This is a genomic window from Citrobacter sp. Cb028 (assembly GCF_030336705.1).
Classification (GTDB): domain Bacteria; phylum Pseudomonadota; class Gammaproteobacteria; order Enterobacterales; family Enterobacteriaceae; genus Citrobacter; species Citrobacter braakii.
The window spans coordinates 368,014-380,478 of sequence record NZ_JAOWCZ010000034.1 but is presented as its reverse complement, the minus strand read 5'-3'; the positions used below and the strand labels follow the sequence as shown (position 1 = coordinate 380,478).

Sequence of the window (12,465 nt, the reverse complement as noted above, 5' to 3'; positions counted from 1 at the left end):
ACAGTTCGATTATCTCGACTTATCGTTAACTTGAATAATAAATCATATTTGAATAAATATTCAAAGTGGAGAAAGAGATGAACAAGACCTTGATTAAATCCGTATTACTGGCCTCGATCCTTACCACATCGGGTTCGCTGTATGCTGCCGACAACGGACTGATTGCGATTATTACCCCTTCTCACGATAACCCGTTTTTTAAAGCCGAAGCCGACGGTGCAGTCGCCAAAGCAAAAGAGCTGGGATACGCCACGCTGGTTGCCTCTCATGATGATGACGTCAATAAACAAAACCAACTGATTGAGACTGCTATTGCTCGTAAAGCGAAAGCGATCATTCTCGATAATGCGGGTGCAGATGCCACCGTAGGGCCGCTGGAAAAAGCCAAAGCAGCGGGTGTAGCTGCTTTTCTGATCGATCGCGAAATCAATAAAACCGGTATCGCGGTGGCGCAAATCGTGTCGAATAACTATCAAGGCGCACAGCTCGGCGCAGAGAAGTTCGCCAGGTTACTGGACGGAAAAGGGAAGTACGTTGAACTGCTGGGACGTCAATCCGACACCAACGCCCATGTACGCTCGCAGGGGTATCACGATGTACTCGATGACTATCCGGACATGAAAATGGTAGCCCAGCAGACGGCAAACTGGAGCCAAACCGAAGCCTTTACCCGAATGGAAGCCATTCTACAAACCAACCCAGATATCGTAGGTGTGATCTCAGGTAACGACACTATGGCGCTGGGTGCAGAAGCCGCATTAAAAGCGGCGGGGAAAAATAATGTCATCGTGGTCGGTTTTGATGGCAGCGACTACACCCGCGATTCAATCATTAATAAAAGCAATATTAAAGCGACAGTACTGCAGCCCGGCTGGCAGCAGGCACAAATGGCTGTTGAGCAGGCGGATTACTATCTGAAAAACGGCAAAGCCCAGAAAGAAGAAAAACAGCTCATGGATTGCGTGCTGATTGACGAAACCAATGCCAGCAAGCTGAACAAGTTCAACCTGAGCCACTAAGCGGAGGCACTATGTCGTTAACACAATGGGGTGCCGCGCTGGTTGGATGCGCCACCCTGTTGCTGACGGCCTGTACGGTAGTTGACCTCGACGAAAACGGCAAACCAATTATCCCGGCCGATCCTCAGGCCAAAGCCAGTTTCGACAACCAGACTCCCGATCAGATCGCGCAACAAACCTGGCAATCCCGCGTCCTGGAAGCGGCACAGCAACATGTTCTGGATGCTTCAGCGCTGACCACTCGCCTGAAGGCCCCCTCACCCGCTCCCGAAAGCGTGTTTGTACGCCTGACCAGCCAGATTGATAGCGTCGACACCACCAATGGGCGAGAGCACACCATCGTGGTGAGGGTCAATGATATGCCCGTCACGATTCAGATTGGCCCGGTAATGCGTGGCAATGCTATTCGCGATGCCAGTGGTTTCAAGTTTGAAGATTTTACTAACCAGGTTCAGTTTGCCCAACTGTCACGGGCTTATAACCGTGAAGCGGCGAAACAGTTACCCGCTGTTGACACTAGCTGGCAAGGGAAAACTGCCACGGTGCTGTTTGCCGTGACGTTGAATGCTGGAAAAGCGGAAAACGCAGCAGCACTGACGCTGGAACAGGAGGCTCACTAATGCGCAATACCTCAGCTGATGACATCATCCTGCGCACGCATGCCATTTCAATGCTGTTTCCCGGCACAATTGCACTGGACAGCGTCGATTATCAGGTCTGGCGTGGCAAGGTGAATGTGATTATTGGTGAGAATGGTGCGGGGAAATCGACGTTGATGAAGATCCTCGCTGGCGTTCAGCAACCCAGTAGCGGTGAGATGTCGCTCAATGGAAATCCCGTGCGCTTTGCCAGCACCCGGGATGCTGCGGCACATGGAATTGGTATGGTGCATCAGGAGTTAAACCTGTTTGAGAACCTCACCGTCGCGGAAAACATTTTCCTCGGTCGGGAGATTCAAAAAGGCATGGCTCCCATTAATGAGGCCGAGCAAGAGAAACGCACCGCGGAATTATTAACCCGGCTCGATCAGCCGATATCACCGCGCGACCTGGTTGGCAATCTCAAAGTAGGGCAGCAACAGCTGGTCGAAATCGCCAAAGCACTGGCTGAAGATGCAGATATCCTGATTCTTGATGAACCCACCTCAGCGCTCAGTAAAACTGAAGTCGAGATTCTGTTTCGCGTGATCCGTGAACTTACTCGCCAGGGCGTGTCGATAATCTATATCTCCCATCGTCTCGAAGAATTGATGGCAATTGGCGATGTGATCACTATTTTACGTGATGGTAAATTTCAAGCCGAAGCCAAGGTTAGCGACATCGATGTCCCGTGGATTGTGCGCGAGATGTTGGGCAGTGATCCGGTAAGCAACTTTCTCGAACCCGGCCGCACGTTTGGAGCTCCGGTTCTGGAAGCTGAACATATCACCTGCGTGAATACCGCTGGCAGCGCAGTCGTCAATGACGTCACCTTTAACGTTCATGCCGGTGAAATTGTCGGTATCTATGGACTTATGGGGGCTGGGCGAACCGAATTGTTCGAGTGCTTGTTAGGTACTGAGCGCAACTACCTCGGAAAACTGTGGCTCGACAGCAAACCGGTCCCGCAGCGCTTAACCACCGCCGATCGCATCCGTATGGGAATGAGTCTGGTGCCGGAGGATCGCAAGCGCACAGGGATTTTCCCCATTTCATCCGTCGCCACCAATCTGACTATTGCCAGCCTTTGGCGGCGTCTGCAACGTGGCTTTGCCATTGCCCGCAAAGATGAAGAGGCCGTGGTCGCCAGCACAATTGGCAATCTGTCGATAAAAGTCTCCTCGCCAGAGGTTGAAATTCAGGCGCTGAGCGGAGGGAACCAGCAAAAAGTGGTGATTGGTCGCTCTCTGCTCACCAATCCCAAAATTCTATTTCTTGACGAACCCACACGCGGCATCGATGTCGGAGCGAAAGCCGATGTGTTCCGCATGATGGTCCAGCTTTCCCAGCAGGGTATTGCTGTGGTCTTCTCCACCTCAGATTTAAAAGAAATTATGGCGGTTTCTGACCGCATTCTGGTGATGTCCGGCGGCAAGCTAACTGCCGATATCGCCCGCGATCGTGCCGAAGAATCGGCGCTGGTAACCGCAAGTGCTCAGGGGTTCTGATATGAAAACACTACAATCTGCCGCCATCGCGCCTCGCTCCACAGTCGCCTTCTCTCGGGAAAATATCCTGCTACTAATCCTAAAACTGCGCACTTTTATTGCACTGTTTTTAATCGTCGGGTTCTTTGCCTTCACCGTACCGGGATTTCTCTCTGGCGGCAGCATGGTCATTATGATCAAGCATATCGCCATTAACGCCTTTCTGGCTCTGGGGATCACGTTTGTCATTATTACCGCCGGGATTGATCTCTCAATTGGCGCTACGCTTGGGCTGTGCGGCATGGTCGCGGGATGGCTAATCACTAAAGGCATTGTATTGCCAATGTTCGGCATCGCAATTTTCCCCAGCGTCTGGGTGATTGTGCCTGTCGTCTTGTTGATTGGTGGGCTGATTGGCGCGGCGAATGGTTGGATCATCACCCACTATAACGTCGCACCGTTTATTTGTACGCTCGGAACCATGTACGTTTTGCGCGGGGCGGCGATGCTGACCTCCGATGGGCAAACCTTTCCCGGGCTTTCCGGCAATCCGCAGCTCGGCAATACCGGTTTTGATGAGATTGGTGCCGGTACATTGTTTGGGATTCCGTGGGCCATCTGGATGATGATTGTGCTGGCACTGGTCATTGCTTACGTCGCTCGTCGTCTACCCTTTGGTCGCCACGTTTACGCCATCGGGGATAACGAACGCGCTGCTGAGCTGTCAGGGGTAAAAGTAAAACAGGTGAAAATCTGGGTGTATACCCTATCCGGACTGTGTGCCGCGATTGCTGGAATTGTGGTCTCGGCACAGCTTTCCGCCAGCCATCCGGCCAACGGTACGGCATTTGAGATGAACGCCATTGCCGCAGTGGTTCTCGGCGGTACGTCACTGGCCGGTGGACGGGGCACGATTTTAGGCACGCTGATTGGCGCTTTCGTTATCGGTTTTCTGGCCGATGGTCTGGTGATGATGGGCGTCAGCGAGTTCTGGCAAATGGTGATTAAAGGTATCGTGATTATCGTCGCGGTCATCATCGACCAGATGCAAAACCGGATGCAGCAAAAAGCCGCGGTGGTAGCACAAAAGGCGGCGATGGAAAGTCAGTAATCCCCTCTGAAAAGTCTGATATGCACAACCAGACAGCTCCAGGGGCCTCCTGGGGCTGTCAATTGTTTAACTCACCGTGACATCACCCTTTCACCAGACTGCGGGCTGTCGGGTAGTCGGTGATCAATACGTCAATATAATTCCCCTGCAATGCCCCGCGTATCGCATTCTGTTTTTCCACACCACCAGCCAAAGCAATCACGTGGTTACACTCCCGGATCTGCGAAAGCTCCATTCCAATGACCGGGTCTTCCTCATGGCTGAGTACCGGGTTACCTGCTGCATCGTAATAATGCAGACAGATATCACCTACTGCGCCGCGCTCGGCGAGCAGTCGCAACATTTCTTCGTTGTAGTAGTTGCCTGAGTTTTTCAGCAATTGAGAAGGCTCCAGTTCGCCAATACCGACAATTGCCACATCCACTTCAGCAAACTTTTCAACCACCGCGGCAACGTCAGGGCTGTTAACCAACCGTGTACGTTCTTCAACCGAATGCTCAATACTTTGTGAAGGCAGAAGCCAGGCCGGACAGCCAAGGTGCGCTGCCAACTGTTGCGTAAGAATCGTGGCCTGCACGTTACCATTCGGCCCTACGCCGCCCAGCAGTTGGATCACACCCGCCGCACGGATATTTTGCGGGTGCATCTCATCGACCATACAGCGAATGGTGCTACTCCAGGAGGAAATTCCAACCAGGTCCTCGGCTCGCAAGCGGGTTTCAACGTAATGCGCCGCCGCACTGCCAATAGCATGCTTAATTTGCGTATTGCTGGGGTTGTCACCGACATCCACGACAATCGCCTGACGAATACCAAACTGCTCTTCAATGGCTTTTTCCAGCGCCACAAAGATATTGGTCGGCTGTACGACGGTGATTTTCACCAGCCCTTCTTTCTGACAACGCGTTAAAGCACGGGAGACAAAGGACTGCGACAAATGCAGCAGCGTGGCGATTTCAGACTGTTTTTTATTTTCGGCGTAGTAAAGCGTGGCAATCTTAACCAGCAACCGCTGTTCATCCTGCTTTGACATGGCATTCCCCCTGATAAACTGCCTGTTATTTTTATTCATACCTGAATAGATAACAAGTCATCAGTACCTTTCCAGTTATCACGTTAGTGTGATCCTTTTCTCTTTTCTCCAAAATTTGGTGGCACAAGCCGTAGACAAACCGCCAGACAAGGCATATCTTTAATCATGAATAATAAATCAGTAGTGAATATTTATTCTAACCAATAACGACTGACTGTTTTATCTGCAGATTACGTGGTGGGTAGAGAGACAGTTGCACTACTGCACTCACATGGAATATTTATTCATTCAAGATTAAACATTCAAGAGGTGTCTTATGAATCCGTTTTCGCTCTCAATACTTGAGCTAGAAAAGAAAGCACGTGCCGTGCGTCGCCGCATTATCGTGTTGAATGCTGAAAGCCCGGCTGGCGGGCACACTGGCGCAGACCTGTCGCAGGTTGAACTGCTGACAGCACTCTATTTTCGCATCCTGAATTGCTCCCCGGAGATTAAAGAGAGCGACGAGCGCGATATTTACATCCAGTCAAAAGGTCACGCTGTGGGCGGTTACTACTGTGTCTTGGCAGAAGCCGGTTTTATTCCTGTGGACTGGCTGGCGACCTATCAACACGCTGATTCGCATCTGCCGGGGCATCCGGTAAAACATAAAACGCCAGGAATTGAATTGAATACCGGAGCTCTTGGTCACGGTCTGCCGGTTGCAGTAGGGATTGCGCTGGCGGCTAAACGCAGCAACAGCAAACGCCGGGTGTTTGTCGTCACCGGTGATGGTGAACTGGCCGAAGGCAGCAACTGGGAAGCAGCACTGGTCGCTGCCCACTATAAACTGGATAACCTGATTATCATCAACGACAAAAATAACCTCCAGCTTGCCGGATCAACCAAAGAGATCATGAACACCGATCCGCTGGATGAAAAATGGCGAGCCTTCGGTATGCAAGTCACAGAGTGTCGCGGGAACGATATGAGCGATGTGGTGCGCACGCTGGAAGGATTAACCCCTGAAGGCAAGCCATATGTCGTCATTGCACACACCACCAAAGGAGCCGGGATCTCTTTTATCCAGGGCCGCCCGGAATGGCACCACCGCGTGCCAAAAGGAGAAGAAGTTGAACTGGCGCTGGAGGAACTGAAAGATGCGTAATAGCGAACACCTCGCCACCGTCATGGTGAACACGTTAATTGCCGCGGTCAAACGTGGAATGGATGTTGTGCCGGTGGTGGCTGACTCAACATCAACAGCCAAAATCGCCCCATTTATGAAGGAATTTCCCGGTCGTCTGGTCAACGTGGGTATTGCCGAACAGACGTTGGTCGGTGCTGCTGCCGGACTGGCGCTGGGCGGTAAAATCGCCGTCACCTGTAACGCTGCGCCCTTCTTGATTTCACGGGCCAATGAGCAAATTAAAGTCGACATTTGCTACAACAATACCAACGTGAAGTTGATTGGCCTGAACGCAGGGGCCAGCTACGGACCGCTCGCCAGTACGCACCACAGCATTGATGATATTTCCGTGCTACGCGGTTTTGGCAATATTGAGATTTACGCCCCGTCCTGTCCGGTGGAATGCCGACAGATTCTCGATTACGCCTTAAGCCACATAGGTCCGGTTTATATTCGCCTGGATGGCAAAGCCTTACCCGAATTACACGACGGAAACTACCAGTTCGCGCCGGGTAATATCGATATTTTGCGCAAAGGAAAAGATGTCGCACTGGTGGCAATGGGCTCAACTGTGCATGAAATTGTCGAGGCTGCCACAGTGCTGGAACAGGCGGGTATTGACGCCAGCGTAATCAGTGTACCGTCAATTCGTCCCTGCAATACCCAACAGTTACTGGCAGCTTTAACCCACTGCAAGGCAGTGGTTAGCGTGGAAGAACATAACATTAATGGCGGCGTGGGAAGTCTGGTGGCTGAAGTGCTGGCAGAAGCTGGCTGTGCCATTCCACTGCGTAGATTGGGGATTGCCGATGGCCAATATGCAATCGCAGCCGATCGTGCAGCAACGCGCGCGCACCATGAAATTGACGCGGCGGGTGTCGTGAAAAACGCCACCGCACTGTTGCTGGCAACACGATAAAACAATAACAACAACAGAACACTTACTGGAGAAAGCGATGTCACGAATTCCTCATCAGTTGACCATGGCGGTGATTATTGGCAATCGGGGATTTTTCCCGAGCTATCTGGTTGCTGAAGCCCGCGAACAAGCCAGCGTGCTCTTTGAGCGGCTGGGCATTAACACCATAATGCTCAACGAAACGCAGACAGAACTCGGCGGTGTTGAAACCCGTCAGGATGCGAAAGTTTGTGCTGAACTTTTCCGCGCTCACCGCGACAAGATTCACGGTGTGGTGGTACTACTGCCGAACTTTGGCGATGAAAAAGCGATAGCGGAAACGCTGAGACTTTCCGGTTTAGATGTCCCGGTTCTGATCCAGGCGCAGGAAGACAACCTGGATAAAATGGGGCTTGCCACTCGCCGTGACAGCTTCTGCGGCAAGATCTCCCTGTGCAATAACATGCGCCAGTACGGTATTCCGTTTACGCTAACCACCCAGCATGTCTGCGACCTGTCAGGCGAGGTGTTTGCACAAGACCTGAAACGTTTCGAACAAATCTGTCGCGTGGTCGCCAGCATGCGCGGAGTTCGCGTCGGCGCTATCGGCGCACGTCCAGCCGGGTTTAATACCGTCCGTTACAGCGAAAAATTGCTCGAAAGACTGGGTATTGCCGTCGAAACACTGGATCTGTCTGAAGTCTTTACCCGCATCAAACGACTGCGCGACGACGATATCCGGGTGGATGAAAAACGCCGCCTGTTGATGGATAACGCCGACGCCAGCACCATTCCAGCCGACAAACTGGTCACCATGGCAAAACTGTTTGTCGTTATCAGCGAATGGGTCATCGCTAATGATATTGATACGACTGCCATCCAGTGCTGGACCTCGCTGCAGGAAAATTTAGGCATCAACGTGTGCTCAATCATGAGCGTGATGTCCGGGCAGTTAATGCCCAGTGCCTGCGAAGTGGATGTGATGGGCGCGTTGTCAATGTACGCCCTCGCCAGCAGTAACTTAAGTCCAGCATCCATTGCCGACTGGAACAATAATTTCGGCGACGATCGTGATAAATGCGTTCTTTTTCACTGCGGTAATTTCGCATCAGCCAGTCTGGACAGCCCGAAGATGGGGACGGCGGATATCATCGGTACCACCGTCGGTAAAGAGAACACCTGCGGTGCAGTTCATGGTCGTATGAAAAGCGGTGCCTTGACCTACTTCCGCCTGAGTACCGACGATTTAACCGGCGAAATCAAAGCCTACGTTGGTGAAGGGCTATCGGTTGACGATCCGCTGGACACTGTCGGCTGCCGAGCGGTAATCCAGGTGCCTCATCTGGAGAACCTACTGGCCTGGATTTGTCGTAATGGCTTTGAGCATCACGTGGCAATGAACCATTCCGCCAGCGCAGAGGTACTGCATGAAGCTTTCACCCGCTATCTCGGGGTGGATACCTTTTTCCATCGCTAATACTCAGGGAAACCGAAGGGCTGGAGAAAACAATGTCAGCACAAAAAGACATTATTATTGCGCTTGATGAAGGCACCACCAATGCCAAAGCCGTAGCGCTGGATGGTCAGGGAAACGTGGTCGCGAAGTTCTCCCGCGCGCTGGCGATCCACACGCCCCGTGAAGGCTGGGTTGAACAGTCAGGTGATGCACTTCTGGACGCATCGCTGGATGTTGTGGCACAAGCCATTACCTGCGTCGGCGCACAACGCGTCGCAGCGCTGGCGATCAGCAATCAACGTGAAACGGCGATAGGCTGGTATCGTGCCAGCGGTCGCCCTCTCGGCCCTGCTATCACCTGGCAATGTTCGCGCACGGCCGATTTTTGCCGTGCATTACGTGAACAGGGGCACGAGGCGTACATAAAATCCATCACCGGATTACCCGTTGCCCCACTCTTTTCCGCCTCTAAAATGCGCTGGCTGCTGGAGTCAGTTCCCAACGGTATGACGCTCGCACAGCAAGGGGAAATATGTCTCGGGACCATCGATAGCTGGTTACTGTGGAACTTAACGCACGGCGAGGAATTTCGTTGCGATATCTCCAACGCTTCACGCACGCAGTTGCTCAATCTCAACAGCGGACAATGGGATAACGAGATGTTGGCTCTATTCGGTATCCCGCAGCAGGCGTTGCCCGAAGTTTGCCCTTCCAGCCACCATTTTGGCGTAACAAAAGGTCTGGAGAGGATACCTGATGGAATCCCTATTCTGGCGATGATTGGCGACTCACATGCTGCGCTTTTTGCCCATGGGCTGGGTATGGAAGGCTGCGTCAAAGCGACCTATGGCACCGGATCTTCCGTTATGGCACCCGTATTCTCGGCGCAGTCCGAGGTGAGCGCGCTGGCAACGACCATAGCCTGGCATGACGGTGACACCCTGGTCTACGGACTGGAAGGTAATATTCCGCATACGGGAGATGCCGTCGCATGGATGGCCGATAGCACAGGTCTTAGCGAATTACCGGAAGAGCAACTGCTTCATGAGCTCAATACGCTGCCCGCCACGGTTGACTCCACGCTGGGCGTCTATTTTGTTCCGGCACTTACCGGGCTGGGCGCGCCATGGTGGGATGAAGATGCCCGGGGGTTGATTCACGGTCTCAGCCGCGGAGTGAAACGCGCACATCTGGTACGTGCGGCACTGGAGTCGATTACCTATCAGATTGCCGATGTTGTTTTAGCGATGCGCCAGCACAACGGTTTTCGACTCAGCGCGTTAATGGTTGATGGCGGGCCAACAAAAAATGACTGGCTAATGCAGTATCAAGCCGATTTATTGGGCTGTCCGGTGATGCGCAGCGATATCCCTGAACTTTCCGCTATCGGTGCCGGATTGCTGGCACGCAAGAAGCTGCAAGGTGCATCTACCAGCCAGTTGCGAGATTACCTGCCCGAACACGTAGCGTTCCAGCCAAACATGGCGCGCCATGGGAGATTGCAAAAACGCTGGCATGAATGGCAAGGAGCCGTCGAACGCACCCGTTGGCAAACCCGTTAATAAATCAATGCTAATGATAAATGCGCCCGCAGCCATAACTGACTGTGGGCGCACTGTTAATTCTTCAAAAGCGAGCTACTGCGGCTGACACGCCGCCAGAGATCGGCGTTGCTGCCCTTTTTCGTCGAAGTTGTCGGCAGCCAGCCAGCGCTGCAAAACAGCGTCGCACTGGGGCCATTCGCTATCAATCATCGATAACCAGTCGCTGTCGCGATTACGCCCCTTGCGCACAATCTTCTGGCGAAAACGTCCTTCGAAGATAAACCCAAGGCGCTCCGCCGCCCGACGGGAAGCCGTGTTCAGAGAGTCACATTTCCACTCCACGCGACGATAGCCCAACGCAAACGCCTGGCGCAGCAACAGCCAGATGCTTTCGGTGCCGAGTACCGTATTTTTCATGCGCGGTGACCAGGTCACATGACCAATTTCAACCGAACCATGCTCCTGTTCGATCGCCATAAAGCACACCAGCCCCACCGCACGACCGGAACGCTGTTCAATGACAGCATAGGGAACCAGAGATGCATCCGTGGATTTGCCCTCTACCCAGCAAGCTGTGGCCTCAACGCTCGTGGGGCGAGAACTTGCAAGCCAGGTCCAGTCGCGATCGTCTGGCGCCTGCGCGTAAGCATCAAACAGATCGGCGGCATGGCTGTCGGCATCCAGGGGAACCAGTCGACAATATTGCCCTGCAAGTTCTTCCCGCGGCAGTACGGCGGCACCATTCCAGTCAGGCACAATATCGCCGACGGTCTGTCCATAAAGATTAATTTCCGGCACGATTCAACCCCTGTTGCGAAGTAAAAAATAGTTATAACACCGGCCATTTCGCCTTCAAAGCATCGCGGGGGGATTTCTGACATCGAACAGAAAATCAGCGGCCCTTCTATATGCAGCTTGCAAGATGACGCGTCTATACTGATTAAAAATCAACGCTGAAGAGAACACTATGTCCCTACCCGATTTTCATGTTTCTGACCCTTTTACGTTAGGCATTGAACTGGAAATGCAGGTGGTCAATCCTCCGGGCTACGACCTGAGCCAGGACTCTTCCCGACTGATTGACGCCGTAAAGCCGCTGCTCACCGCCGGAGAAGTAAAGCACGATATCACTGAAAGTATGCTGGAGATGGCGACCGGGGTTTGCCGCAATATCGACCAGGCGAGTGCTGAATTATCCGCCATGCAGCAGATAATCTCGCGGGTTGCTGCCGAGCATCACCTCGCCATCTGTGGCGGCGGTACGCATCCGTTTCAAAAATGGCAACGTCAGGAAGTCTGCGATGACGAACGCTATCGGCGCAACCTGGAAAATTTTGGCTATCTTATTCAGCAGGCGACGGTATTCGGCCAACATGTGCATATCGGCTGCGCAAACGGCGATGATGCTATTTACCTCCTGCACGGCCTGTCGCGATTTGTTCCCCATTTTATTGCGCTCTCTGCCGCCTCACCTTATATGCAAACGTCCGACACGCGGTTTGCCTGCGCGCGGCTGAATATTTTCTCCGGATTTCCCGATAATGGCCCGATGCCGTGGGTGAATAACTGGCAGGAATTCGAGGGGTTATTTCGTCGACTGGCTTACACCAGCATGATTGATAGCATTAAAGATTTACACTGGGATATCCGTCCCAGCCCGCACTTTGATACGGTAGAGGTTCGCGTCATGGACACTCCGCTAACCCTTGAACACGCAGTCAATATGGCGGGACTTATTCAGGCTACCGCCCACTGGTTGCTCACTAAACGGCCATTCAAGCACCAGGAGCGTGATTACCTGCTGTATAAATTTAACCGTTTTCAGGCCTGCCGCTTTGGCATGGCGGGAATCATCACCGACGTCAATACTGGCGATGGGCACCGCCTGTCAGATGACACGCTACGGCTACTGGAGAATGTCGCCGCTTCTGCGGACAAAGTGGGCGCGACCAGCGCGATTGAATCCTTACGCCTGCAGGTTAAAAATGGTCATGATGAAGCGCAGAGCATGCGTGATTTCGTCGCCGACGGCGGATCACTGAGTGGTCTGGTGAAAAAACATTGTGAGATTTGGGCCGGGCTGTAAGCGTGGCGTTTGCGTTGCCCACAGA

At 52.8% G+C, this 12,465-nt stretch carries 11 protein-coding genes; 9 read left to right on the top strand and 2 right to left on the bottom strand.

The annotated features are described in order from the left end of the window. The first annotated feature begins 77 nt into the window (after nt 1-77). The 4 genes from OGV75_RS11295 to OGV75_RS11280 are packed head-to-tail and all read left to right on the top strand — an operon-like array spanning nt 78 to nt 4,255. Nucleotides 78-1,019 carry a D-ribose ABC transporter substrate-binding protein gene (locus OGV75_RS11295; protein ID WP_016152186.1) on the top strand — a complete coding sequence of 314 codons (942 nt, stop codon included), beginning with the start codon at nt 78-80 and terminating at the stop codon, nt 1,017-1,019. 11 nt (nt 1,020-1,030) lie between these two features. Continuing rightward, nucleotides 1,031-1,639: a DUF2291 family protein gene (locus tag OGV75_RS11290; RefSeq protein WP_016152185.1), complete on the top strand. Its 609-nt coding sequence runs from the start codon at nt 1,031-1,033 to the stop codon at nt 1,637-1,639. Then, nucleotides 1,639-3,165 carry a sugar ABC transporter ATP-binding protein gene (locus OGV75_RS11285; protein ID WP_170973930.1) on the top strand — a complete coding sequence of 509 codons (1,527 nt, stop codon included), beginning with the start codon at nt 1,639-1,641 and terminating at the stop codon, nt 3,163-3,165. The genes OGV75_RS11290 and OGV75_RS11285 overlap by 1 nt, the downstream gene beginning before the upstream one ends. A 1-nt stretch (nt 3,166) precedes the next feature. Continuing rightward, the gene (locus tag OGV75_RS11280; protein WP_016152183.1) at nt 3,167-4,255 is read left to right on the top strand and encodes an ABC transporter permease; all 1,089 of its coding nucleotides are present in this window, start codon (nt 3,167-3,169) and stop codon (nt 4,253-4,255) included. Nucleotides 4,256-4,337: 82 nt separating this feature from the next. Here OGV75_RS11280 and OGV75_RS11275 read toward each other — a convergent pair whose 3' ends face one another. Continuing rightward, on the bottom strand, nt 4,338-5,288 hold the full coding sequence (locus OGV75_RS11275) for a sugar-binding transcriptional regulator (RefSeq protein ID WP_047358065.1): 951 nt from the start codon (nt 5,286-5,288) through the stop codon (nt 4,338-4,340). A 316-nt stretch (nt 5,289-5,604) separates the two neighbouring features. On the opposite strand from OGV75_RS11275, the gene OGV75_RS11270 reads away from it, so the two are divergent. Genes OGV75_RS11270 through OGV75_RS11255 form a run of 4 tightly spaced genes read left to right on the top strand, consistent with a single transcriptional unit; the run spans nt 5,605 to nt 10,372 of the window. Continuing rightward, the gene (locus OGV75_RS11270; RefSeq protein WP_286480673.1) at nt 5,605-6,435 is read left to right on the top strand and encodes a transketolase; all 831 of its coding nucleotides are present in this window, start codon (nt 5,605-5,607) and stop codon (nt 6,433-6,435) included. Next, the gene (locus OGV75_RS11265) at nt 6,428-7,375 is read left to right on the top strand and encodes a transketolase family protein (protein WP_286480672.1); all 948 of its coding nucleotides are present in this window, start codon (nt 6,428-6,430) and stop codon (nt 7,373-7,375) included. Before OGV75_RS11270 ends, OGV75_RS11265 begins: the two co-directional genes overlap by 8 nt. Before the next feature lie 37 nt (nt 7,376-7,412). After that, nucleotides 7,413-8,831 carry an L-fucose/L-arabinose isomerase family protein gene (locus tag OGV75_RS11260; protein WP_115190846.1) on the top strand — a complete coding sequence of 473 codons (1,419 nt, stop codon included), beginning with the start codon at nt 7,413-7,415 and terminating at the stop codon, nt 8,829-8,831. A gap of 32 nt (nt 8,832-8,863) precedes the next feature. Continuing rightward, complete coding sequence (locus OGV75_RS11255) at nt 8,864-10,372, top strand: FGGY family carbohydrate kinase (protein ID WP_095715173.1); 1,509 nt, start codon at nt 8,864-8,866, stop codon at nt 10,370-10,372. 75 nt (nt 10,373-10,447) lie between these two features. Here OGV75_RS11255 and OGV75_RS11250 read toward each other — a convergent pair whose 3' ends face one another. Beyond that, nucleotides 10,448-11,152, bottom strand: coding sequence for a GNAT family N-acetyltransferase (locus tag OGV75_RS11250; RefSeq protein ID WP_286480671.1), 705 nt, complete (start codon nt 11,150-11,152; stop codon nt 10,448-10,450). Nucleotides 11,153-11,321: 169 nt separating this feature from the next. Between OGV75_RS11250 and OGV75_RS11245 the strand changes: the two genes are divergently transcribed. Further along, entirely contained in the window at nt 11,322-12,440 is a 1,119-nt protein-coding gene (locus tag OGV75_RS11245; RefSeq protein WP_286480670.1) for a YbdK family carboxylate-amine ligase, read from the top strand. Nucleotides 12,441-12,465 lie beyond the last annotated feature (25 nt).